Source organism: Actinokineospora fastidiosa (assembly GCF_014648415.1).
Classification (GTDB): Bacteria; Actinomycetota; Actinomycetes; order Mycobacteriales; family Pseudonocardiaceae; genus Actinokineospora; species Actinokineospora fastidiosa.
This window is the reverse complement of sequence record NZ_BMRB01000003.1, coordinates 580,498-604,504: the sequence shown is the minus strand read 5'-3', so window position 1 is coordinate 604,504 and position 24,007 is coordinate 580,498. Positions and strand designations below refer to the sequence as shown.

Annotated in this window: 18 protein-coding genes and 1 tRNA gene; 10 read left to right on the top strand and 9 right to left on the bottom strand. The window is 66.6% G+C overall.

Translation table 11 applies throughout. The annotated features are described in order from the left end of the window. Positions 1-40 precede the first annotated feature (40 nt). The 5 genes from IEY98_RS21780 (at position 41) to IEY98_RS33505 (ending at position 3,335) form a co-directional block, all read left to right on the top strand. A complete protein-coding gene (locus tag IEY98_RS21780) occupies positions 41-379 on the top strand; it encodes a nuclear transport factor 2 family protein (RefSeq protein ID WP_189212403.1) in 339 nt (112 codons plus the stop codon). Between the two features lie 36 nt (positions 380-415). Beyond that, positions 416-655, top strand: a complete 240-nt coding sequence (locus IEY98_RS21775) for a hypothetical protein (RefSeq protein WP_189212402.1) — start codon at positions 416-418, stop codon at positions 653-655. Positions 656-719: 64 nt separating this feature from the next. Further along, positions 720-2,396 carry an amidohydrolase family protein gene (locus IEY98_RS21770; protein ID WP_189212401.1) on the top strand — a complete coding sequence of 559 codons (1,677 nt, stop codon included), beginning with the start codon at positions 720-722 and terminating at the stop codon, positions 2,394-2,396. Positions 2,397-2,490: 94 nt separating this feature from the next. Then, on the top strand, positions 2,491-2,949 hold the full coding sequence (locus IEY98_RS21765; RefSeq protein WP_189212400.1) for a helix-turn-helix domain-containing protein: 459 nt from the start codon (positions 2,491-2,493) through the stop codon (positions 2,947-2,949). A gap of 65 nt (positions 2,950-3,014) precedes the next feature. Beyond that, positions 3,015-3,335, top strand: coding sequence for a hypothetical protein (locus IEY98_RS33505; protein WP_229787160.1), 321 nt, complete (start codon positions 3,015-3,017; stop codon positions 3,333-3,335). Positions 3,336-4,273: 938 nt separating this feature from the next. Here IEY98_RS33505 and IEY98_RS21755 read toward each other — a convergent pair. The 7 genes from IEY98_RS21755 to IEY98_RS21725 form a co-directional block, all read right to left on the bottom strand. Further along, positions 4,274-7,201: a type I restriction endonuclease subunit R gene (locus IEY98_RS21755; RefSeq protein ID WP_189212399.1), complete on the bottom strand. Its 2,928-nt coding sequence runs from the start codon at positions 7,199-7,201 to the stop codon at positions 4,274-4,276. Then, positions 7,198-8,373, bottom strand: coding sequence for a restriction endonuclease subunit S (locus IEY98_RS21750; RefSeq protein ID WP_189212398.1), 1,176 nt, complete (start codon positions 8,371-8,373; stop codon positions 7,198-7,200). Before IEY98_RS21750 ends, IEY98_RS21755 begins: the two co-directional genes overlap by 4 nt. Continuing rightward, entirely contained in the window at positions 8,370-9,833 is a 1,464-nt protein-coding gene (locus IEY98_RS21745) for a type I restriction-modification system subunit M (protein WP_229787158.1), read from the bottom strand. The genes IEY98_RS21750 and IEY98_RS21745 overlap by 4 nt, the downstream gene beginning before the upstream one ends. A gap of 32 nt (positions 9,834-9,865) precedes the next feature. Further along, positions 9,866-11,401, bottom strand: a complete 1,536-nt coding sequence (locus tag IEY98_RS21740) for a type I restriction-modification system subunit M (protein WP_229787156.1) — start codon at positions 11,399-11,401, stop codon at positions 9,866-9,868. 49 nt (positions 11,402-11,450) lie between these two features. Beyond that, positions 11,451-12,893 carry an ATP-dependent nuclease gene (locus IEY98_RS21735; RefSeq protein WP_189212396.1) on the bottom strand — a complete coding sequence of 481 codons (1,443 nt, stop codon included), beginning with the start codon at positions 12,891-12,893 and terminating at the stop codon, positions 11,451-11,453. Next, positions 12,875-14,047 carry a DUF262 domain-containing protein gene (locus tag IEY98_RS21730; RefSeq protein ID WP_189212395.1) on the bottom strand — a complete coding sequence of 391 codons (1,173 nt, stop codon included), beginning with the start codon at positions 14,045-14,047 and terminating at the stop codon, positions 12,875-12,877. The genes IEY98_RS21735 and IEY98_RS21730 overlap by 19 nt, the downstream gene beginning before the upstream one ends. A gap of 70 nt (positions 14,048-14,117) precedes the next feature. After that, positions 14,118-17,039: a type I restriction endonuclease subunit R gene (locus tag IEY98_RS21725; protein ID WP_189212394.1), complete on the bottom strand. Its 2,922-nt coding sequence runs from the start codon at positions 17,037-17,039 to the stop codon at positions 14,118-14,120. Positions 17,040-17,249: 210 nt separating this feature from the next. Between IEY98_RS21725 and IEY98_RS21720 the strand changes: the two genes are divergently transcribed. From IEY98_RS21720 to IEY98_RS21710, 3 genes are read left to right on the top strand one after another with little or no spacing between them, the layout of a single operon-like run. Continuing rightward, positions 17,250-17,456 (top strand): hypothetical protein, encoded by a 207-nt coding sequence (locus IEY98_RS21720; RefSeq protein ID WP_189212393.1) that lies wholly within the window; start codon positions 17,250-17,252, stop codon positions 17,454-17,456. Further along, a complete protein-coding gene (locus tag IEY98_RS21715; protein WP_189212528.1) occupies positions 17,453-17,599 on the top strand; it encodes a hypothetical protein in 147 nt (48 codons plus the stop codon). The genes IEY98_RS21720 and IEY98_RS21715 overlap by 4 nt, the downstream gene beginning before the upstream one ends. Beyond that, entirely contained in the window at positions 17,599-18,819 is a 1,221-nt protein-coding gene (locus IEY98_RS21710; RefSeq protein ID WP_189212392.1) for a tyrosine-type recombinase/integrase, read from the top strand. The genes IEY98_RS21715 and IEY98_RS21710 overlap by 1 nt, the downstream gene beginning before the upstream one ends. A gap of 73 nt (positions 18,820-18,892) precedes the next feature. Here the strand turns inward: IEY98_RS21710 and IEY98_RS21705 are convergent. Next, positions 18,893-18,965: transfer RNA gene (locus IEY98_RS21705), tRNA-Ala, on the bottom strand. A gap of 125 nt (positions 18,966-19,090) precedes the next feature. Between IEY98_RS21705 and IEY98_RS21700 the strand changes: the two genes are divergently transcribed. After that, on the top strand, positions 19,091-20,407 hold the full coding sequence (locus tag IEY98_RS21700) for a phenylacetate--CoA ligase family protein (protein WP_229787154.1): 1,317 nt from the start codon (positions 19,091-19,093) through the stop codon (positions 20,405-20,407). Here the strand turns inward: IEY98_RS21700 and IEY98_RS21695 are convergent. Beyond that, positions 20,404-21,192, bottom strand: a complete 789-nt coding sequence (locus IEY98_RS21695) for a DsbA family protein (RefSeq protein ID WP_189212391.1) — start codon at positions 21,190-21,192, stop codon at positions 20,404-20,406. The genes IEY98_RS21700 and IEY98_RS21695 overlap by 4 nt on opposite strands. Before the next feature lie 53 nt (positions 21,193-21,245). Between IEY98_RS21695 and hrpB the strand changes: the two genes are divergently transcribed. After that, positions 21,246-23,603: an ATP-dependent helicase HrpB gene (gene hrpB, locus IEY98_RS21690; RefSeq protein WP_444541830.1), complete on the top strand. Its 2,358-nt coding sequence runs from the start codon at positions 21,246-21,248 to the stop codon at positions 23,601-23,603. Positions 23,604-24,007 lie beyond the last annotated feature (404 nt).

The following is a 24,007-nucleotide window of genomic DNA, read 5'->3' as shown; positions in this document are numbered from 1 at the left end:
CCGGCGGTACTGTCGGTCGACCCTGAGACCGAGGAGCACCGTGTCCCCCGAGGATGTCGTGGCCGAGCAACTGGCCGCCTACAACGCCCGCGACCTCGACCGCTTCCTGTCCTGCTACATCGAGGACGTCCCGGTCCACGCGTTCCCGTCGGGCGTGGAACTGACCGACCGCTCCGGCCCCCGTTTCCGCGAGCGGTACGAGGCGCTCTTCGCCTCCAGCCCCAACCTCCACGCCGAACTCCTGTCGCGAGTGGCCCACGGCCGCATCGTCATCGACCAGGAACTGGTCACCGGCTTCAACAACTCTGAAACCCGCGCCGCAGCGGCCATGTACGAGGTCCATGAGGACAAGATCACCCGAGTCTGGTTCATCGAGTGATATCCGCTTTGTCGGCGAATGGTGTGGCTATGGGAGGTGGGCGACCCCATTTCCCCCACCGATTTCGACGAGGGGACACCCGGCCACGCCCGCGTTGGGGTCGAAGGCCTCGGCGCGCCCTGCCCGAATTGCGGCTACGACGACGATCTCGGGTACGACATCGTCATCGAGTCCGACGCCATCTCCTCAGTCACCCTCACGTCCGGGGAAATCGATTACCTAGCGCAGCGAAATGCCTATTGGATTTTGCTCCCGGGCGAGCAAGGATCGCCCTGACCACCGCTCGTTGGCGATCGTCCTCAGGGACCGCCGCGAACCGGCGTCGTTAGGGAAGGACGTCGTGGCAACAACGATCGTGAACGCTACGGTGTTCGACGGGACGAAGCTGCGGGACTGGACCTCGATCCGGTTCGCCGAAGGGCTGATCACCGAGTGCTCGGCGACCTCCACCGCCCGAGAAGGCGACGTGGTGGTCGACGCGGGTGGCGGGACTGTGCTTCCCGGTCTGATCGACACGCACGTGCACCTCCTTCCCGGCGCTCTCGGGCAAGCGCTGGCCTTCGGTGTCACCACCGTCCTCGACATGTTCAGTAAGCCCGACATGGTGGCCACGGCCAAGGAGCAAGCGGGCTCCCGCTCGGACGTGGCCGACGTGCGCTCCTCGGGCATCGGCGCCACCGCCCCCGGCGGCCATCCGTCGATGCTCTACGCCCCGATCCCGACTTTGACCTCCGCCGACCAGGCCGAGCAGTTCGTCGCGGACCGCGTCGCGGAGGGCTCGGACTACCTGAAGATCATCTCCGGTGTCGGGGGCCTCTGGCCGTCGCTGGCCCCCGGGACGATCAAGGCGCTGGTCACAGCCGCACACGCCCGCGGCTTGATCGTCGTCGCCCACGTGAGCTCGACCGCAGGCGTCGAGGAGGCCGTGTCCGCCTGCGTCGACGTCGTGGCCCACGTCCCCGTCGATGCCGAACTGGACAGGACCCTGGTCGACCGCATCGCCGACGCCGGAATCGCGGTCGGCCCGACGCTGGTCACCATCGAGAGCACCCTCGGAAACGGCTGGACCTCGGCCCGGCCCTACTCGTGCGCCGAGGCCAACGTGCGCCGCCTGGCCGACGCTGGCGTCACCCTCCTGGCAGGCACCGACGCCCCGAACCCGGGAACGGTGTTCGGAGCGAGCCTGCACCGCGAACTGGAACTCCTTGTCCGCTGCGGCATCACCCCGGCACAGGCCCTGTCCGCCGCCACAACCAATCCGGCCCGAGTGTTCGCCCTCCCCGACCGAGGACGCATCGCCGCCGGCCACCGCGCGGACCTGATCCTCCTCTCCGGAGACCCCTTGGCCGACATCTCCGCAACCCGCGAGATCACGCGGATCTGGCGCGCAGGCACCCCCTGCGCCCCCCCACGCGTTCGTCCCCAGCGCGGCCGAGACCGAACAACTCACCGCCTTCAACGCCCAGATCGCCAAGGCCGTGACAGCCGTACGCAAACGCTGGTCTCCGAGGAAAGCCCCCTGACGTCGCTCCGCACAAACAGACTCACCACCGCGGCCGCTGGAGCATGTCAGGTGGGCGGAGGACGTGTGAGTCTGTGGCTTGTGGCCACGGAACGAGCGGTAGGGGAGTTGCTGCACCAGCGCGGTTGGCGGACGGTGTTCACCATCTCGGAAAGGGTGGGTGCCTGGGCGGCGCTGATCACCGCGGTCGAGCGCGGCTACCAAGACGAGGTCGTCGAGTACACCAACGACCTCTACTGCCGGAACTGGCTGCATGAGGCGTGGCTGTTGCTGGACGACCATCTCGTGCAGCTCTGGAGTCCGCAGGTCAAAGACCTCGACAACCGGTACAAGAACGCGACTGTCTACGACGACGGCCAGGCGCTGGAGCACTTCCACCGGTTACCCGGCCTCGACCTGTGGTGGTGGCGGCGTCACCCACGCATCCTCACCGGAAATCTAGGGCGCTCACTGCGCTCAGCAGGCGCGGTCGCGACCGATCCGAACCCGGGCTGACATCCCAGCCACGTCAGCCAAGGCAGCCTGGACCGTCAAACGCAGAAACCCGCCTGAACAGCAGAACCTGCATGTCCAGACGGGCGATCCACTTGTGGAGGTTAAGGGAGCTTACTCGAACATAAAAGACCAGGTCAGGTCCCTGGAAGAGCTCCGTGAGAAGCTTCCCAGCCTCGATACACCCGAGCCGTCGTCGATCAAGCGCGACCGGCCCCGGCGCGCTCGGCAACTCCGTGCCGAGCAAGTCGAAGAGTTGATCGCGGGCTACCAGGCCGGTGCGACAGTGTACGAACTCGGTGACCGGTTCGGCATCGAACGCCGAACGGTCAGCAACATCCTCCACCGGCACGGCGTACCGATGCGCCGCCGCGGACTCTCCCCCGAGCAGGTCGACGACGCCATCCACCTCTACAACCTCGGCTGGTCGCTGGCGCGAGTCGGCGACCACCTGGGTGTCAACCACACCACCGTGCTGAACAAGCTCAGCGAACGTGGCATCCCCACCCGAGACACCCACGGACGTCCACGCGTCGAAGCAAGCGGTCCTCGATGACCCGGCCGGCAGCAATGTCAACTCGATCAGGTTCGGACGGGACTGCTGTTGTTCAGGCCGTCACGATGATCTCGGGCGTCGTCAGTCTCACCTTCCTGTTCGGCTTCGGCAACGTCCTCAATCTCGCGCTCCGGCTCGGCGTGCCGCTTTGCTCGCGCCGCTGGTCGCTCCTGCGGTTGATCTTTCGATTCTTGGGCTTCCGCTCGGCACGCGGCACCTGGCGCTCAACGGCGTCCCCGGACGTGCTGCGACCCGCTCGCCGACTGCTGATCTTCGCGAGGGCGGTCACCCTCGCGCTGAACGTGGCCGACCCGATCGGGGCAGGCGAGCTTGGCACGGCGGCGTTCGACGCGGTAGGTCCCTCTTCTCCTGATCGGCTGGGCTGAAGACGGCCCTGGCCTCTTGCAGGCGATCAGCGCGACCACCATTAGGACGGAGAACCAGGATTCGTCCGATGCCGGCCAAGCAGCCTCGAAGGCTGGGATCGGTGTTGATGGCGCCAATGGACCAGTCCAGCCGCAGGTTGCATTGACACAGAGCCGCCGAAGGGCACACCTCAGCAGCACGCACCGGAGCGGCTCCTGGAACAGGCGAGGCAGGAGGACGCGGCTCACCGTGCTGTTCAGCAGAAACCGATCTCAGCGGACACGCTCAGCGCACGGCTTGGGATTGGCGCGACTCGGGCGCGACGGCTTGTCAAGGCCGTGCGCGAGGAACACCAAGCCGAGGCCGCACGGGATCCGGTCGACGCCGATACCGGGGATGCGGCGAGGGGTGTCCCGACGACCTTGGTGGCGTGACGTGACCGGCGAGCTTTCATAGGCATGGACGGTCACTTCGGCCGTGGAAGGATCGTCCGGTGATTACGAGCGGGTCCAAGCGCCTGCCCCGCTCCGGCTGATTGGTTGGAGAGCAAGATGGTCGGCTGTCGACGGCGACGGTCGGCCTGATCCATACCGGGCGCATCGCCTCGCGGGCGGCCGAGTTAGGAATGAGTGCTTCGGCGGGAACGTCGAGGTCAGGTATTCGCACGGAGGTGCGGCACCCATGCTCTGGCAGGGAGAGTCCTTGCGGGCTGTGGTAAGCGGCATAGCTCCAGTCGGATCCGACACCGATGAATAGCGCGGGCCCGGCCACGCTGTCGTAGAGACCGACCTCGACTGGGACGTACGCGGTGATCGGCGGTCTCCTTGGCGATGTAGTCCAGCGGCGCATCCAAATCTCCGATAGTCCTGATCGGCCAGGCTTGGTGACCGAATGTCCGGCACTGTGTCGCTGACGATGCACAGATGAGGTCATCGGGCACGATGTCGCGCCCTCGGGGTCAGTAGTACTCGCGGATGTAGGCGAGGGCGCGTTCGAAGACGTCGTTGTCGCGGATCTTAAACTTGACGTACAGAGTTTTGCGGAGGGCCTGCTGGACCAGGCGGCGGCCGTCGCGGGTGTCCTGCCATCCGGCGAAGCGGACGGTGCGCACGATGTTGTCGACCTCGTTGACGACGTTCTCGACGATGATCGGGGTGTCGTCGCCTTTGAGGGACTCGAACAGGTCGGTGAGGGCGGCCTTGCCTTGTTCCTCGCGGGGAATCTCGGCGGCTGCCTTTTCCGCAGCAACGGTGTCACGGGCGAGTTGGAAGAGTTCCTTGAGGAATTCGAGGCTTGCCTGTTGGGCGTGAGCGTATTTCTCGCGGAGCGCGTTGAGGCGTTTGCCGAGTTCGACGAAGACCGGGTTGCCGACGTGTTTGGCAATCCGAGCGGTTATCCACTTCTCCACCTCGACCGGGTCGACGTCGGTTCGCCTGCCGGTCATCAGGTCTTCGATGATCGTCGCATCGAGGACGATGATGTCCAGGTCGGTGCGGGGGACCTCGACAGTGACGTGCTCGTTGATCAGTTCCAAGGTCTTGGCGCCGAGGGCGTGCCAGACCAGGCGGCCGGTGACGTCGGTCGGACGGACGGACTCGTAGACGCTGGTGAGCCAGCGGTAGTCGTCCTCGTGGTCACGCAGTATCGAATCAGGGCTGAGCGTCTCCCACAGTTGCGCGACGACGCTGTACGCGGCGGCGAAGGCGTCCTTGGCCTCGTCGTCGGTTATCGCGGTCTGCGCCTGGATGAGGCCCTCGTAGCCGCCGACAGTACGGTCGACGCCAGGGAAGAACGCTAGCGCCGCCTCGATCGCCGGTTCCAGTTGGGCGCGGAGCACGGCGATGTTGCTAATGACCTGCTGCACGCTCTTGTCGTCGAACGCGATCGCCTTGGCCACGTCGTCGAAGATGCCGAGGTAGTCGACGATCAGGCCGTGCGTCTTGTGCGGCGGGTAGACCCGGTTGGTGCGGGTGATCGCCTGCAGCAGGTTGTGCTGCCTGAGCGGTTTGTCGAGGTACTGCGCGTACAGGATCGGCGCGTCGAACCCGGTGAGCAGCTTGGCCGTGACGATGAGGATCTTGAGTGGGTCAGCCGGGTCGTTGAACCGGGCGGTGATCCGTTCGAGCTGGTCGCGGTCCGGGGTGTATTTCTCCCGCCATTCCTGTGGGTCGCGGGCGTCGCGGCTCATCACCACGGTCGAGGCGTCTGGGCCGAGCAGCTTGTCCAGCTCTTTCTTGTAGGCAACGCAGGTCGGTTTGTCGTACACGACGACCTGCGCCTTGAGCCCCTGCGGCTCAACCTTGGCACGGAAATGTTCCGCGATGTCGGCGGCGATCTTGCCGATCCGCGAGTCGGTTTTGATCAGAGTCTCGATGGAGGCGGCCCTGCGCGACAGCGTGATCTTGTCGGACTCGGTGAGCTCATGCCGGTCGGCCAACTCAGCGAACGCTGCGTTGATCGCGTCCTCGTCGAGGTGGATCTCGGACAGCCGCGGCTCGAAGTGCAGCGGCAGCGTCGCGCCGTCGCGGATGGAGTCGGAGAACGTATAGCGGGACAGGTAGCCACCGTCGTCGGAGTCGGAGCCGAACCAGAGGAACGTGTTGCGGTCGCGCCGGTTGATCGGCGTGCCGGTGAGCCCGAACAGGAACGCGTTGGGCAGCGCGGCCCGCATCTTGCGGCCGAAGTCGCCTTCCTGGGAGCGGTGCGCCTCGTCCACCATCAGGATTATGTTGTCCCGGGCGTCGAGCACGCCGGGCGCCTCGCCGAACTTGTGCACGGTCGTGATGATCACCTTGCGGGCGCCGACGCGGAGCAGTTCCTGCAGTTCCTTGCGGCTATCGGTAGAGACGAGGTTGGGCACGTCGGAGGCGTTGAACGTGGCGGTGATCTGGGTGTCCAGGTCAATCCGGTCGACCACGATCAGCACAGTCGGGTTGGTCAGCCCGGCGGTCGCCCGCAGCTTCAACGCGGTGAACACCATCAGCAGCGACTTTCCGGAGCCCTGGAAATGCCAGATCAGTCCCTGCTTGACCCGGCCGTGCAGCACCCGCTCGACGATCAGGTTGGTCGCTTGGAACTGCTGGAACCGGGCAATAATCTTGATCTTGCGATGGTTCTTGTCGGTGGCGAACACGGTGAAGTACCGCAAGAACTCTAGCACCGCCCCCGGGTTGAGCACCCCGTCGACGGCCTCGCGCACCGTCGCCAACTCGGCGGACGCTGGCGCAGACTCATCACGCCATGGCCCCCACAGCGCCACCGGCATGCCGACCGACCCGTATCGGAAGTCTTTCCCCTCAGTAGCGAAGCTCAACACGGTCGGCACGAAGAACGCCGGCACGTTGACCTCGTAGTCCTCGCTGATCTGCGCCGCCGCGTCAATCCACGAGTACGCCGGCCGCACCGGCGACTTGACCTCCCCAACCACGAGCGGAAACCCGTTACACCACAACACAAAATCGAACCGCCGCTCCAACCGCCCAATCCCGTAGGTCACCTCGGTTGAGACAGTCCATTGGTTGGCACTCGGGTCCGCCCCGTTCTCAAAGTCGATCAGCCGAACCGTCGTATGCTCGCCGTTAGGCCCAAACGGCATCGACTTCTGTCCGGTCAACCAGGCGGCGAACTCCTCGTTAGCCACGACCGGATGCGGCGACCCGCGCGCGGACAGAATGATTGCCCGAAGCTGGTAGATGACTTCATCAGCCAGACGCCGATCGGCGGCTATCTCCGGGTTCAGCCGAGCAAGAGCGGCTACAGCCTCGCCTTCCAACAGGACGTCATCGGTGCGACGCGGGAGAGAGTTGCCGGGAATGAATTGGATGTCGTTGGAGGCGACCAGATCACGGACGAAGTCCCGAACAGTGTTGGCTTCATTGAAAGTCACGGAGTACCTCCAAAGATGTCAGCGGAATTCGACAAGCGAAGCCTCATAATGCTCGCCAACTCACTAGAGAGCGCCGACAATCCGTTATCGATCACACTAAGATCGCGCAACAACCTGTCTTGTTTCTCAAGCGTGACAATAGGTATTGGCATTTCTTTAAGAGCGGTACTATTGATCGTGTTCAATCCGCTAGTGCTCTTTGCGACTGTACGAATGTAGGCGCGACCTCTGGCACTGTTGATCCACTCCAGCAGAAACATTGGACGATAGCTCTGATTGGCCCGCACCCGGAACAAATGATTCTGATAAAGCGGAGAATCGTCACGATCCCAAATCGCCGCACGCCCGATATCCTCTATGGAGGCATGCCCCTCCACTACAAGAATGTCGCCAAATTCGAGGCTTTTTGTTTGGACTTCAGCTTCAGTTGCTCCGATATCCTTAATTTCAGACAGGTCAAGCTTTCCGCGTTGGACGTTGGCGACGCGAAGATAAGGAGCAGTGCGTATCATCGCACGACGAGCCGGTCCGAGCGTGATCCCGGAAGATATACTTGCGACTTCTCCCAGTGAAGTCATTCCTGCACCCAATGGCAAGTTTTGATCAACGAAAAGGCTTCTGAAAGCGTGAAGCGTTGCATTTCCCGAGACCAATTCACGCCGATGACGCTCGATAGCTCGAAGTAGGTCGGCGAGGCGCATTTGTTCGTCAAGGGGCGGGAGGTCGAATTCGTACCGTTGCATCTGACCCCAGAGGAGCCGCGGGTTCATGGAACCAGTTGCTTCCGCGGTTGCATACTCGATGAATCTGTCCGACGAGAGCACGAAGGGGAGGAACTCGTGCAGCAGTCCGTTTTCGGGGACCGCATCGAGAACGTAGGTCTTATCGGCGACGACGCCACTGAAGTCGGGGACGCCAACCTTGCGCAGGTATGGTCGAGCCGAGACGAAAAGCACTTGACCAGGCTCAAATACGTACCGGAATGTGGAACCCATTTGGCCGTCGCCGACCTGGCCCCATCGATTGATCGTGACACCTTCGGTGTCGACGTGTCCACCCGCCACATAGCGTTCGACGCCACTGGCCACCGGGTCAACCTGCTTCCGTGATCGACAAATCACATCCCCCAAGCGGACTCGTTTCCAAGTGGATTTGTCGAGGTTGAGGCTCATTTCTCCACCTGGTGACCGAGAAGTGCGAGTACGTCCGCAACGGCCGTGTCAGCCTGCGTGGCCGCGCTGCGCCATGTCGTGACCATACTGTCGATGCTATCCTCGGTGACTCGACGGCCGCTGACTGCCTTTACGTGCATTGGGATTGCGAGATTAAAATTCTTTTCTGCAATCTGTTCGCGAGTGACGACTGCGGCGAACCCGTCGTCGTTCGCGAAATTTTCGTATGCAACCAGAATTTTCTGTTGATGTTGTTTGCGCAAGAATGACTGCGATTGTTCGCGGGCGAACTCATTAACAGCGTTGACGAACAGCACCCGGCCACGACGATTTGCGGGTTTTCGGGTCCTGAGCACGAGAACGATTGCTTCCATCGTTGAGTTATAGAACAGGCCAGCAGCCAGACCGATCACCGCTTCGACAAGGTCCGACTCCACCATCGCGCGGCGCACGGCGGATTCCGAGACGCGGGTCAAGATGCCATGCGGAAGGAGGATGGCCGCTCGACCCGACTCGGGATCTAGGCTCCTCGCGATGTGCTGAACAAATGCGTAATCGGCGGCGTTCTGTGGGGGGATGCCCCACATGTTTCGGCCATGGGGGTCTTTGGTGAAGGCGGCGCGGTTCCAGTTTTTGATGGAGTAGGGCGGGTTGGCGAGGACCACGTCGAAGGTGCGGAGGCGGCCGTGGTGGTCGAGGAAGGCGGGTTTGGTAAGGGTGTCGCCGTGTTCGATGTGGCCGTCCTCGATGCCGTGTAGGAACAGGTTCATTCTAGCGATGGCGGAGGTTCCGTAGTTGAGTTCCTGGCCGTAGAGCTTGAGGTTGCGCCATTCTCGGCCTTGGCGGCGGAGTTCGGCGGCGGTCGAGATGAGCATGCCGCCGGTGCCGCAGGTGGGGTCGTAGACGCTCTCGCCTGGTTCGGGTTTGAGCATCATGGTCATCAGGTGGACCAGGGTGCGGTTGGTGTAGAACTCCTGGGCGGTGTGGCCGGAGTCATCGGCGAACTTCTTGATCAGGTACTCGTAGCCTTGGCCGAGTTCGTCCTCGGGCAGATTGGCCACGGACAGGGTCTTGGTGGAGAAGTGCTCGATCAGGCCGGTCAGGGTGGAGTCCGGGAGCAGGTCCTTGTTGCCCCAGTCGCCGTCGCCGAACACGCCGGGCAAGGTTTCCGGGTTGGCTTTCTCGATGGCGTTCATCGCTTTGCGGATCGCGGTGCCGACGTTGGTGGTGACCGCGCGGATGTCGGACCAGTGGGCACCGTCGGGGATGTCGAAGCGATGGTTCTCCGGGAGGTCGGCGAGTTCCTCGTCGTGATAGGTGTCCAGGCCGGCGGCGTGCTCCTCGTCGTAGACGTCGGAGAGGCGTTTGAGGAACACCAGCGGGAAGATGAACTGCTTGTAGTCGCCCGCATCGATCTGCCCACGGAGCAGTTCCGCCGCGCCCCACAGGTAGCTTTCCAACTCGCTCTGGGTTATGTGCCTGGCCACTGGTCTCACAACCCCCACTTCGCCAGTTCCGCTTCCAACGTCGCCCTGGTCGCCCGGGCGGCGGCGCGTGCCGCTTCAAGGTCCGACAGCGCCTGGTCCAAAGTGATCCGCTCGCCGATGTCGACTGGCTCGACGTAGAGGGGGATGTTGAGGTTGTGTCCGTTGGCAGCAATGTCGTCGAGAGTGGCGACGGTGGCCAGGCCGGGCTCGTCGGCGTATGCCTGGTAGGTCTTCAGCAATGTCTCGGCGTGTTCGCGTTCGAGGGTGTTCTGGTTGCGGCCGCGTTTGAACAGTTTCTCGCCGTTGATGAACAGGACCTTTCTCTTGCGGTCCTTGTCCTTGTGCTTGCGCAGGATCATTACCGAGGCGGCGAGACCTGCGCCGTAGAACAGGTTCGGTGCCAGTCCGATGACTGCCTCGATCAGGTCGGCCTCCAGCATGTATTCGCGGATGCGGCCCTCTGCGCCCTGCCGGAACAGCGCTCCCTGCGGCAGCACCACGGCTACCCGGCCACGACGACCTGGCAGTGTGGAGGCGACCATGTGCTGCACCCACGCCCAGTCGGCGTAGCCCTTCGGTGGCACGCCGCCCAGCTCAACGCGCCCCCATGGATCGGACGCCCATTCCTCATGACCCCACTTCTTCAGCGAGAACGGTGGGTTGGCGATCACGCAGTCGAACCTGGCTAGCCCGCCGTGGGTGTCGTGGAACCTGGGCGAGCGCAGTGTGTCGTCACGGACGATCTCGAAGTCCTGGACGCCGTGCAACAGCAGGTTCATCCTGGCGATTGCTGAGGTGGTAAGCACTCTCTCTTGGCCGTAGAGCTTGCCCCACAACGTTTCGGGCCGACCGCCTGCTGCCTTGACGTGCTCGATGACCTCGATCAGCATGCCGCCGGTGCCGCAGGCCGGGTCGTACACCGTCTCGCCCTCCTTCGGGTCGAGGATGTTGACCATCAAGGCCACCACTGAGCGCGGGGTGTAGTACTCACCCGCCTTCTTGTTCGACAGGTCAGCGAACCGTTTGATCAAGTACTCGTACGCTTGGCCGAACACGTCCGGCGACACCGACGCGTTGGACAGGTTCTTGGTGGAGAAGTGCTCAATAAGGTCCTTCAGCCGGGCGTCGGGCAGCTTGTCCTTGTTGGTCCAGCTCGCGGTGCCGAAGATCCCGTACAGCACGTCCTGGTTGGCGTTCTCGATCTCCCGGAACGCGGTGCGCAGCGCCTCGCCGATGTTCTGCGTGCGCTCCCGAACGTCCTCCCACCGGTGGCCTTCCGGCAGGCTGAAGCGGTGGAATTCGGGGAGCGAGGCGTACGTGCGGTCGCCGTCCGAGTCGTCCAGCGCGGCCTGGTACTCCTCGTCGTAAACGTCGCTGATCCGTTTGAAGAACATCAACGGGAAGATGTAAGCCTTGAAGTCGGCTTGGTCGATGCTGCCGCGCAACAGATCTGCCGCCTTGGCGAGGTACTGCTCGACCTCGGCGAGGCTCAGCGGCAGCGGTAGCGCCGCGTTATTGTCGGCTCGGACACGGGCTCGCACGGTGCGGTACTGCTCCTCGGTTCAAGTGACATGGATTGCCTCGCGGAGATTAGTGGACGTCCACCTCCGTTGACTCTCCGTGGCCTAGGTACAACGTCGTATTGATCTTTTCCATCAGTTCCTGCACGTGCTGCGCGTGGTCTGGAGATGTGGCGAGCCAGCGTGCCGCGTAGCCGACGATCTCGGTGACCTCGACACCGACGGCCTGACATAACGTTGCTGGCCGGTCGTGGCTGTCAACGCCTTCGACGACTCGCAAGCCTTTTGCGATCGCTTCCTCCGGCACGTCGAGGACGGTCGCCGCCGAGGACGGCGATGCCGCGACCGCGTCAAGTACGACGCTTTCCGGAGCGGCCAGGCCAGGCAAGAAGGCGAGATACGGCTTGTCGCAAAAGCTTTCCTTCTGCCGCGCGTCGCCGTCCAGTACGCCAAGCACCCGAATACCGATGTCGTTGTCCGAAAGCGCCTTGGCCGCTTGGGCGACCGCTCCTTCGCCGCCACTGAGGCTGCCGTGTTCCCGGCCGGCCTCGACAATGCCTAGCTCCATCCGCCACTCCGGGAACTGCCTGGTCAATATCGCCTTGAGCAGCAAGCGCGCGAAGGAGTCCTCGACCAGCAGCAGCACGTCTGGTCGCTCCTCGATGCCGATCGCGTGGGCCACTTGTGACGGGAACCTCATGCGATCGATGGCGACGCCGGTCCCCCGCAGATCTCGTTCGATCGTCCGCAACGAGGTTGCCGGCAGACGACGGGCCATCTCGATGGAATGCGAGGCGATCACGACGGACAGTTTCCGGTCGACCGCGTGCGACACGATGACGTCGAGCAAGCGTCGCCGTGCCTGCGGTGACAGGAAGTTTTCCGGTTCGTCGAGGAGCAGCACGCTGCCGTACCGTGCGGTTCGCAGCGCGCGGAGCACGATGGACGCAGCCAGCTCGCCGAGGCTCATTTCCCGTGGTCCGTAGGTCGCCCCCCGGTAGGTGAGTTCGTAGTAGTGCCAGGTGGACGTACCGGCACCGTCGGTGTCGTCCCGATCGAGCTCCTGCGCGGACGCGGAGTCGTAGTCTCGGTTCAGGATGAAGCCGAGCAGGGCAGCCGTCTGCTTGTCCATAGGTGGTTGGTCGCTGGCCGCGCGCTTTTCGTCGAGGCTAGGCGTGCGGGACACCTGGTTAACCGTGTCGAAGCATTCCCATCCGGTGTCGACATGCACACACTTCACCGCTTTCGCTATGGCATGCACGTCGACTTCGACGGTTGCGTCGCCGGTGTCGCCGCCGTCCAGGTGGGCCGAGAGGGTTTTCAGGAACTGCGTCTTGCCGACCCCGTTGACGCCGCAGAAGACCGTGACCCCCGACTCGAGCAACGCGGTCACCGTGCCCAGGTGAACATGCCCGTCGATCGTGACGGCACGCAGCGGATACGGGTGATCGGCACTGGAGAGCGTCTCGTAGTTGCGTTGAACGTTGCTCCGCCTCAAGCCCAGCGCCCCCACTCCACAGCGTGCACGGCGGCGGCGACCGACTCCAGGTCGGCGGAGTTCCGTATCTGGTCGTGCAGGACGAGTAGTTGCGGGACGGGCGGGCGGTCAAGCGTCGGGACACCGCCGACGGCAACCAGGAACATCCACAGCACGGCGTCCCGAATGCACAACGACTCGCTGGTCATCGTCTCCACCGCGGCCCGGTCGTTGAACACCACGAGCAGGTCGGCGGCGGGCAGGTCGGCCATAGGCTCGCCGCGAAACGGAGGCTCGGAGTCGAGGTCCAGGCCGGCCGCGAGCCTGCGGCGTTGCGGTTCCAGCCATTCCATCAGGTAGCCAACATAGTGTTCGACGCCGGGACCGAACTGGCGTTGTGCATAGACCATCAGCAACAGCCAGGACGCGAGCGTGGCCTTGCTGAACCGGACGGCGGGCTCCGCCAACTCCGGCCTGGCGACCAGGCTCTTAAGGGCATCGGACACCGCGGCGTACACATCTGGCGGCGCGGGATGACCGGCTCTGAGCCGCGCGGCCAACGGCGCCGAGTCGCTGCCTGCCACCCTGAGATCGCGCTGCTCCACCGCGACGATCACCCTGCCAAGCACGTCCTCGTAGAACAGCGAGACGTTGGAGAAACCAATTCGTTCGGTAGTGAGACCCCAGTCCGCGGCGCTACTGGTCAATTCGCGGATCTGCTCGCCGAATTTGCCAGCTTCCACCATGCGACGCTGCGCAGCGGACATTCGGTCAACATCATTGATCCGGAAAAGCGCCGGACGGATATCTTCCTGAGCTATCCCATCAAATTCGATAACCACGACAGGATAGTCATTGAACGCACTCCGCAGACCGCTTGACAAATCTTGATATGTCTTGCTGTCTATATCGGAAAGCGAATCGCTGTGTGGTGTCAGCCGGCCGTCCACGTCAAGCTCGTTCGCGGTGAACTCGCGCAGCGTCCCAAGCCGTCGACCACCATCGACCACTGTGCGTCGGCCGTCCTCGGCGACCAGGGCATACAGCGGACCGATCGGCCAGCCACGCAGGATGGAGTCGAGCAGCAGATGTTTGCGGTGCTCCGACCATTCTGCGGCACCTGTCCGGTCCAGCTCGATGCGCAGATTGCCGTCGTCGAGCTCGGCGAGTAGCTCGCCGACGGTCTGCACGCGTGGCCGTGCCACGCCGCGCAGCGCCCTCGGTGTCGCCATCGCCGCCCTTTCGCCTGTCGCCGACCGCTCAGTAGTACTGGCGGATGTAGTCGTATGCCTTGGTGAACAAATCTTCGTCGCGGTGCAACTTGTACTTCAACAACGTGCGGCGCAGTGCCTGCTTAACCTCTCGGGCGCCGCCGATGGTGTGCTGCCAGCCGGGAAACCGGATCTTCCGCACGATATCGTCGATGTCCGACACTATTCGTTCGACGGCGACCGCCGTGTTGCCGTTACGGGTCTGCTGGAACAGCCTCGTCAGCGCCGCTCGACCGCCTGCCACTCCGGTCTCGCCGACCGCCGCGGTTTCCAGCTCCAACGCGACGAAGTCCCGAGCCAGGCCGAGCAGCGCCTTGAGGTACAGCAGACTGCTGAGCTGACCAAGCTGGTGTTGCTGGCGAAGCTGCTCAAGCCGCTCAGCCAGCGACAGGAACCGTGGGTCGTCCCGGTGTGGCCGTAACCGCTCGGCGAGCTGCCCCGCCACCCGCCGAGAACTTATCTCCGGCGTCTGCTCCAATGCCTCCACCATCTCCGCGTCGAGGACGAGCGTGTCAAGGTCGTCGGCGCGCACGTCGACATGCACGTTCGCGTTGATGATCTCCATCGTCTTGGCGCCAAGCATTCGCCACAGCAGCCGGCCGGTGCTGCCGCCCGGCTGGACTGAGCGGTACACCTGGGTGAGCCAGACGTAGTCGGCGCGGTACTCGGTCAGCGCCGGATCGGGAGACAACGCCTCCCACAACTCGGCGAGCCGGCGGTAGGCCGCCGCGAACCTGTCCCGCGTGGCATCGTCCGGCAGGTACTGCTGAGCGGCGAACAACCCTTCGTGACCGTCGAGGGAACGATCCAGATAGGCGGGGAAGAAGGCCATACACTTGGCCATGGCAGCTGGCAACTCGTCAGCCAGTCGGCTGATATTCGTGACGACCTGCTGCATGGCCTGCTCGTCGAACTGGAGCGCCTTGGCCAAGTGATCGAACACCCCGAGGTAGTCGACCACCAGGCCGTGGGTCTTGGTTCGCCCGCCGTGCTCGAAGGGCCGGTTGGTGCGGCAGACCGCCTGCAGCAGGTTGTGGTTCTTGATCACCTTGTCCAGGTACATCGCCTGCAGGATGGGTGCGTCAAACCCGGTGAGCAGGCGGCCGGTGACGATGAGGATCTTCAGCGGGTCGTCCGGGTCGCGGAACCGGTTGAGCAATCGTTCCTCCGCGTCCTTCGTGCGGGCGAAACGCTCGTTGAGCCACTTGGGCGTGCCGGAGCCGGTCGAGATGACCACCGCCGACGCGTCCGGGCCGAGCAGCGTATCCAGCTCGTCCTTGTACCGGGCACAGGACTCCTTGTCGAACGTGACGACCTGCGCCTTGAAGCCGTTCGGCTCGACCTTCTCCGTGTAGTGCCTTGCGATGTCAGCACACACCCGCTTGATCCGCCGATCCGCCTTGATCAGCATCGCCATACGACCTGCTCGATCGGCAACGGCCTCCCGCTCCTCCTCGGACAAGTCGTCAGTCAATTGGTTGAACTCGGCGTCAAGCACGGTCCGGTCGATGCGGAACTCGGTGGGTCTTGGCTCGAAATGCAGCGGCAAGGTGGTGCCGTCGCGCAGCGAGTCCGCCTGGGTGTAGCGGGACAGATAGCGGCCAGGGTCCTCGTCGGCGCCGAACGTCCGGAACGTGTTGCGTTCCCGGTCGTTGATCGGCGTCCCGGTGAGGCCGAACAGGAACGCGTTCGGCAGCGCGTCACGCATCCGCTGGCCAAGGTCACCTTCCTGAGTGCGGTGTGCCTCATCGACCAGACAAATGATGTTCCGCCGCACCGACACCTCGGCTCGGGCGTCGCGGAACTTCTGGATTGTGGTGATAATGATCTTCCGCTGCTCGGTACGGAGCAGTTCGATCAACTCGTCACCTGACTCGGTGGAGACCAGATTCGGTATGTCCGCGGCGTTGAACGTTGCGGTGATCTGGGTGTCGAGGTCGATCCGGTCAACCACGATCAGCACGGTCGGCGAGCCGAGCCGGGGATGCCTGCGCAGTTTCTGCGCGGCGAACACCATGAGCAGCGACTTACCAGAACCCTGGAAATGCCAGATCAGTCCCTTATGGACAACGCCGTCCCGGACCCGCTCAACGATGTTGTTGACGGCCTCGTACTGCTGATACCGGCAGATGATTTTGATCTTGCGATGCTGGTCGTCAGTGGCGAAGACGGTGAAGTCGTGCAGGACATCGAGAACCGTCCGGGGCGTGAGCAGGCCACGAACGCCCTGCTCGACCAGGAGCGGCCCGGGAGGCTCCGTGCGCTCGCCCGTCCGCCAGGTACTCCAGAGATTTAGCGGCATCAGCACCGAGCCGAAACGCAACTCCCGGCCGTCCGTGGCGAACGAGAACACGTTGGGCACGAAGAACGCGGCCACGTCCCGTTCGTCTTCCTTAACCTGGAAGGCGCCATCTGCCCAGGTCACGGCCGGTCGCGGCGGGGTCGTGGCCACACCGACCACCAGTGGAACGCCGTTGACGTACAGCACGAGTTCGAACCGCCGGGTAACCCTCCCGTGTCGAAACGTGACGTCGGTAGCCACCCGGTATGTGTTCCGTGACAGGTTGTCGAAGTCGATCAGTGTCACCGGGACGTGCTGGTGTCCCTGGCCGTAGGGCATGGCCTTCTCGCCCAACAGCCAGGCGCGGAACTCCTCGTTGGCCGAGATCAGACCTGTGCTACGTGCCGAAAGCGTGATACCTCGAAGCCGGTACAACACCTCGTCAGCACGACTCGGCTCCTCGACGATCGCCGGATTCAACCGCACCAACGCGTTCCGAACGTCGTCCTCAAGTAACACATCGAGGTCGGCTCGCCCCAAGTCCGCACCACGGGCAGTCGGCCAGTCCCCGTGGTCGGACAGCAGACCCAGCACGAAGTCCCGCACGGTACTGCCTTCAATGACCGTCATGTCCACTCCGCGAGCGAGCGCCCAGCGACTCCGGCGGCAACCAGCCGACCGGCACCCGGCACTGTCGCTTAGCCCGTTCGATCACCGCCAGCCGCTCCCTCGTGTCCACCCATCGACGGACCACAATATCGCGAGAGCACACGATCTGTCCGGTACCGCGCCGCTGCTGAACCGGGCGGTGTCGTGGCTGGTGCAGGTGGCAACCATCCAATGGCTCTGCTGTTGCTGCCCGCCGCGGAGCAGGAGGCGGCATCGTGGGCGCGCGATCAGGTCCTGATCGCCGACGAGATCAGGTTCGGGCACGAGGACGGCGTGGTCCACTGCTGGCTGACCGGCCGTGGCCACGACTACCTCGCCGCGCTCCGGTACGGGGCGTCTTCGCGCGTGCTCGACCGGTCGGGCGGTGAGCGACGGTGACCGGACTACCCGAGGGCTTCCCCCGCACCAAGAGCCTGGTCGCCAGCGGCGCGCTGCGCTCGATCAAGGACGGCCACAACCGCCGCATCCTGCCCGTGTGGGTGGACGAGTACATCGCCGCCCGCGTGGCGGAGGCGTCCTGATGGCGGGCAAAGCACGCGGCAACGGGGAAGGCTCGATCTACCCGCACCGCAACGGCTACGCCGCCTACGTCTGGGTCACCACCCCGACCGGCAAACGGACCCGCAAGTACGTCTACGGCACAAACCGCGACATCGTGCACGCTAAGTGGCTCAAGCTGCACCAGGCGGCCGCGGCGGGGCCGGTCGCGACCACGGTGCCGAAATTGGGCGAGTACCTGCTTGAGTGGCTGGCGGAGGTCATCAAGCCGAATCGCGCTCCGCTGACGTACGTCAACTACGAACTGTTCGTGCGGCTATACATCGAGCCCGGCCTTGGTAACACCCGGTTGGACAAGCTTCAGCGCTCGCAGGTCCAGAAGTGGATCAATTCACTGCCGACGCTGTGCCAGTGCTGCAAGCAGGGCAAGGACGCCCGACGCCCGCCGCAACGTCAGCGCTGCTGCGCCAAGGGCCGCTGCTGTGGGCAATCGCCGTCCGCCCGCACGGTCAAGGACATCCGCGATTGCCTGCGCAACGCCCTCAACCACGCGACCAAGGACGAGCTGATCAGCCGCAACGTAGCTGCTTTGGTCACACTGCCCGCGGTCCGCAGGCCCATGCGCAAGGCGTGGACGAGCGAGGAGGCACGCGCATTCCTGGAGTCGGCCAAGGTCGACCGTGATCCGCTGTACGCGGCCTACCTGCTCATCCTGGTGATGGGCCTCCGCAAGGGTGAGGCACTCGGGCTGACGTGGGAGAGCGTCGACCTCGACCAGGGGGAGTTACTCGTCGCGCAGCAACTCCAACGGGCGCAACGGGAGCTGCTGCACCGCGACGTCAAGACTGACGCGTCCGAGGACGGCCTTCCGCTGGTAGAACCGTGCCTGTCGGGCCTGCGCGAACGTCAGCAAGAGCAAGAGACCGCGAAGTCGGGCGCCGGGCCCGCGTGGCAGAACGCCGCAGGGCTGGTCTTCACGACCCTGCTCGGTACGCCGATCGAGCCGCGGAACTTCAACCGGGCCTGGGACGCGCGGGTCAGGAAAGCGGGCGTCCGGAAGATCACCGTGCATGACGGGCGGCGGACCTGCGGCACGCTGCTGGTCGACCTCGACGTCCACCCGCGCCTGGTGAGGCGAATCCTTCGGCACGCCCAGTTCTCCGTCACGATAGAGATCTACGCGCAAGCGTCGTCCAAGAAGACCCGGGACGCGCTCAAGCGGTTGGGCGGCAGCCTCGGCTAGCTGCTGTACTTCGCTGCTGTACGCAACGTCAGAGGCCCATCCCGACACTGCGGAATGGGCCTCTGACCTGGAGTGGAGCTGAGGGGACTCGAACCCCTGACCCTCACACTGCCAGTGTGATGCGCTACCAGCTGCGCCACAGCCCCGGGTCAGTCACGCTGGAGTGCTCCCCGGCGTGCTGCGCATACGCTACACGACGGGGTGGGTGGGGGTGAAATCGGGGGGTCGGGGGCTTCCCTCGCTGGTCATCGGGGTGCTAGACCAAGTGACCGTGACCACACACTGCGACGAGGCGTTGATGGTGTCCCCTGAGGTCGAGGGGATGGCACCCGAGCGGCGGCGGGGGGTGCAGGAGGGGCGGTTGCGGGGGCTGGTGGACCGGCTGCTCGCGGCTGGTGGGCTGCAGGCGGCGCGGCTGCGGGACTGTGGGGTGCGGTCGGGCCTCGACGTCTCGTTGGAGGACATCCACCGGTTGCCGATGGTGCGCAAGTTCGACCTCTGGGAGCACTACCCGCACGGGCTCAGGGCGGTCGACGCCGAGGAGGTCGTGTGCGTCCACGGGTCCTCCGGGACCGGTGGGCGGCCCACGTTGGTGCCCTACACCGCCCGTGACCTGGAGATCTGGGCCGAGGTGATGGCGCGGGCGCTGGCGGCGGCCGGGGCGACGGCGCGCAGTGTCGTGCACAACGCCTACGGGTACGGGCTGTTCACCGGCGGGCTCGGGGTGCACCACGGGGCGATCCGGCTGGGCGCGACCGTCGTGCCGCTGTCCGGCGGGATGACCGAACGGCAGGTAGCGCTGATCAGGGATCTGCGTCCGGACGTGCTGACCTGCACCCCGTCCTACGCCGTCCACCTCGGTGAGGCGTGCGCGGCGGCGGGGGTGGAGCCGACCAGCCTCAAGGTGGGGGTGCACGGCGCCGAGCCGTGGACCGCGGAGCTCAAGGGGCAGATCGAGCGCCTGCTGGGGATCAGGGCCTACGACATCTACGGGCTCTCCGAGATCATCGGCCCCGGCGTCGCCTGCGAGTCGGCCGACTCCGGCGGGATGCTCACCATCGCCGAGGACCACTTCTACCCGGAGTGCGTCGACGCCGACGGCAACCCGGTGCCCGACGGGACGCCGGGCGAGCTGGTGTTCACCACGCTCACGAAGACCGGCATGCCGCTGCTGCGCTACCGCACCGGCGACGTCGCCACGCTGGCCGACGCCGTGCCGGGCTCGCCGAGGACGATGCGGCGGATGTCGAAGGTGCTCGGCCGCACCGACGACATGCTGATCGTGCGCGGCGTCAACGTCTACCCGACCGAGATCGAGGCCGTGGTGCTCGGCGACGACCGGGTCGGCCCGCACTACCTGATCATCGAGGACCGCCGCGCCGCGCGCACCGAGCTGCGGGTGGCGGTCGAGGCGGTCGTCGAGGCTGCCGGTCTGGGCGACGACCTCGCGCACGCGCTGCACGAGCGGCTCGGGGTCGGCTGCGACGTGCGGGTGCTGCCCCCGGGCAGCGTGCCGCGCACGGAGGCGGGCAAGGCCAGGCGCGTGGTGCGCTGGACCGAGGGGCCCGCGCCGCTGCCGGGCTTCTAGCCGAGCAGCTTCGCCAGCCAGGCGTCGTCGGCGGTGTCGACGAGGACACCGCCGGCGGCGACCGTGGGGGTGGCGAAGAGGCGCTCGCCGCCGCGGTCGCGCAGCAGGGAGTCGGTGGTGCGGGCGCGCTCGTACTCCGCGGCCACGACGTCGCCGAGCGCGCCGGACCGCACACCGTCGGCGAAGGCGGGGTCGGTGGTGCCGAGCGCGGCGCCCAGGGCGATGAGCTGCTCGCGGTCCCAGCCGCGGGCGTCCTCGTCGGGCTGCGCGGCGAAGAGGCTCTTGTGGAACGCCGGGAACACGCCCGCGTCGGCGGCCAGCAGGGCGGCGGTAGCCGCGTCGGTGGAGTAGCCGGGCGGGTCGGAGCGCTCGGCGAGCAGGTTGATCAGGTGGTAGCGGACCCGGGCGTCGCCATCGGCCACGGCGCGCTCGATGTCGTCGCCGTGCTCCTCCTCGAAGGAGCGGCACGCGGGGCAGAGGAAGTCCTCGTAGACGTCGATGGTCACCCGGGCGTCGTCCCGCCCGACGGTGACGACCGCGCCGTCGCGGGAGACCGGGACATCCAGCGTGGACGGCACCACGGCGATGGACTCGCCCTCCGTGGCGTTCTTCACGCTGTCGCTGTAGACGAAGCCCGCGATGATCGCGCCGACCGCGATGACCACGGCGACCGCGATGGCGATGCGCTTGCCGTCGACCGGCGCCTTGCGCGCGGTCGCGACCGGCGGCGGCGCGGCCTGCTGTGCCTGCCTGCGCTTGCGCTGGTTCCGCTCGGCTCCACCCACGTGTTCTTCCCTTTCGTCCGCTTCGAGGCTACCGGCCGCCACCTGAGAGGCTGGTGCGCATGTCCGACCTGCCCGTCAGCGCCGCCCTCCCGGAGATCGCCGCCGCGCTGGCCGCGCACGGCACGGCGGTGCTCGTCGCCCCGCCCGGCACGGGCAAGACGACGCTGGTGCCGCCCGCGCTGCCCGGCCGGGTCGTGGTCGCCGAGCCGCGCCGGATCGCCGCGCGGGCCGCGGCGGCGCGGATGGCGGCGCTGGCGGGGGAGCCGGTCGGCGCGAGCGTCGGGTACGCGGTGCGCGGCGACCGGAAGGTGTCGAAGGACACCCGGATCGAGGTGGTCACCTCCGGGCTGCTGGTGCGCCGCCTGCAGTCCGATCCGGAACTGTCCGGAGTGGACACCGTCGTGCTGGACGAGTGCCACGAGCGCCATCTCGACGCCGACCTGCTGCTGGCGCTGCTGCTCGACGCCCGCGACGGCCTGCGGCCCGACCTGCGCATCCTGGCGACCAGCGCGACCGTCGCCGCGGACCGCCTGGCCGTGCTGCTCGGCGACGCCCCGGTGATCCAGGTGCCGGGCGTCGCGCACCCGGTGTCGGTCGCCTATGTCCCGCCGGTGCGAGGGGAGCGGCTGGACGGCGTTGTGACACGGGCGGTGCGCCGCGCGTTGTCCGAAGGGGACGGTGACGTGCTGGTCTTCCTGCCCGGCGCTAAGGAGATCCGGTGGGTGGGTGCCGCGCTGGACGTGGACGCCGACGTGGTCGTGCTGCACGGGCGGCTGCCATCGGGCGAACAGGACGCCGCGCTGCGGCCCGGCGCGCGGCGGCGCGTGGTGCTGGCGACGGCGGTCGCCGAGTCCAGCCTGACGGTGCCCGGGGTGCGGGCGGTGGTGGACGCGGGCCAGGCGCGGGTGCCGAGGGTCGACCACGGGCGCGGCCTGTCCGGCCTGGTGACGGTCCGGGTGTCGGCCGCGGTGGCCGAGCAGCGCGCGGGCCGCGCGGGCCGGGAGGCGCCGGGCCGGGTGTACCGGTGCTGGCCGGAGCACGAGCAGTCGACGCTGCCGCGCTACCCCGAGCCGGAGATCCGCACGGCCGACCTGACCGGCCTCGCGCTCGAACTGGCCTGCTGGGGCACCCCGGACGGCGCCGCCCTGCGCTGGTGGGACGCGCCGCCGCCGGGTCCGCTGGCCGCCGCCCGGGCCACCCTCACCGCGCTCGGGGCCCTCCGCGACGGCGAGGTGACCGCGCGCGGTCGGGAGATGTCCCGCCTCGGCGTGCACCCCCGCCTGGCCCGCGCGCTGGTGGACTGTCCGGGCTCGGCGGAGGTGGTCGCGGTCCTGGACGACGACACCCTCGCCGCCGGCATCGACTTGGCCGCCGCCCTGCGCGCCCTGCGGCGCGGGTCGCCCAACACCCAGCGCTGGCGCCGCGAGGTCCGGCGCCTGGGCGGGAGGGAGAGCGGCAGGGACGTCGACCCGGCGCTGGTGACCGGGCTGGCGTTCCCGGAGCGGTTGGCGCGGCGGCGGGCGGTCGGGTCGCGGTCGTACCTGATGGCGGGCGGCACGGCCGTGGACCTGCCGGACGGGCTCGGCGAGCCGGAATGGCTCGCGGTGGCGTCGGCGGACTGGACCGGGCGGGTCGGGGTCGTGCGGCTGGCGGCCGCAGCCGACGAGGAGACCGCGGTCCGGGCCGCGCCCGCGCTGCTCGTCGAGGAGGACGAGGTGCGCTGGGCCGACGGCGACGTGGTCGCCCGGCGGGTGCGGCGGCTGGGCGCGATCGTGCTGCGGGAGCGGCCGCTGGCGGACCCGCCGTCGGCGGCGGTGCGGGCGGCGGTGCGGGATGGGCTGGCCAAGGAGGGTCTTGCCCTGGTGCGGATGAGCGACCAGGCGAAGTCGGTGCGGGCCCGCCTGGCGCTGCTGCACCGCGTCCTCGGCGACCCATGGCCCGCGATGGACGACGCCGCCGTGCTCGCGGCGGCCGAGACCTGGGCGGCGGGCGCCCGCAACGCGGCCGACCTGCGCGGCCTGGACATGGCCTCGGCCCTGCGCTCGCTGGTCCCGTGGCCGGAGGCGGGCCGGTTCGACGAGCTGGCGCCCGAGCGGATCACCGTGCCGTCCGGCTCCCGCGTCCGCGTCGACTACACCGCCGACCCGCCCGCGCTGCCGGTGAAGATCCAGGAGGTGTTCGGCTGGACCGCGAGCCCCACGGTGGCCGACGGTCGGGTGCCGGTCGTCCTGCACCTGCTGTCCCCCGCGGGCAGGCCCGCCGCGGTGACCGGGGACCTGGCCGGATTCTGGCGCACGGGCTACCGACAGGTCCGCGCCGAACTCCGCGGCCGCTACCCCCGCCACCGCTGGCCGGAGGACCCGACCGCCGCCGAGCCCACCCGGCACACGATCCAACGGCCGAGGCGGTAGGTCAGGAGGCGTTGGGGGGTAGGGCTGGGGTGGAGGGCGGGTGTGGTCGGCTGGGCTGGGGTGGTGGCGGCGGGTTGGTCGCGGCGGAGCCGGTGCTGCGTGTGGTGCGAGGGCTGGGTCGGCGGGTGGGTGTGGTCGGCAGGGTTGGGGTAGGGGGTGGATGGGTTGCGGTGGAGCTGATGTCGCGAGCGGTGCGGTGACTGGGTCGGTGTGATCGGCAGGGCCGGCGGGTTGCGGTCGTAGCGATGCCGCGTGGGTGCGGTAGCTGAGGCGGGGGGTGGTCGGCAGGGCTGGCGGGTGATGCGGGCGGGTCGCTCTGGAGTTGGTGCCGCGTGTGGTGCGGTGGCTGGGGTGGTGGGTCGGTGGTCGGTGACCGGCAGGGGGTGATGGTGGGCGGGTCGTCG

Bases quoted from the DNA above. Each gene is read 5' to 3' on its own strand.
- IEY98_RS21710 (WP_189212392.1), top strand. From the start codon at position 17,599: ATGGCGGGCAAAGCACGCGGCAACGGGGAAGGCTCGATCTACCCGCAC.
- IEY98_RS21725 (WP_189212394.1), bottom strand. From the start codon at position 17,039: ATGACGGTCATTGAAGGCAGTACCGTGCGGGACTTCGTGCTGGGTCTG.
- IEY98_RS21720 (WP_189212393.1), top strand. From the start codon at position 17,250: ATGGCTCTGCTGTTGCTGCCCGCCGCGGAGCAGGAGGCGGCATCGTGG.
- IEY98_RS33505 (WP_229787160.1), top strand. From the start codon at position 3,015: ATGATCTCGGGCGTCGTCAGTCTCACCTTCCTGTTCGGCTTCGGCAAC.
- IEY98_RS21750 (WP_189212398.1), bottom strand. From the start codon at position 8,373: ATGAGCCTCAACCTCGACAAATCCACTTGGAAACGAGTCCGCTTGGGG.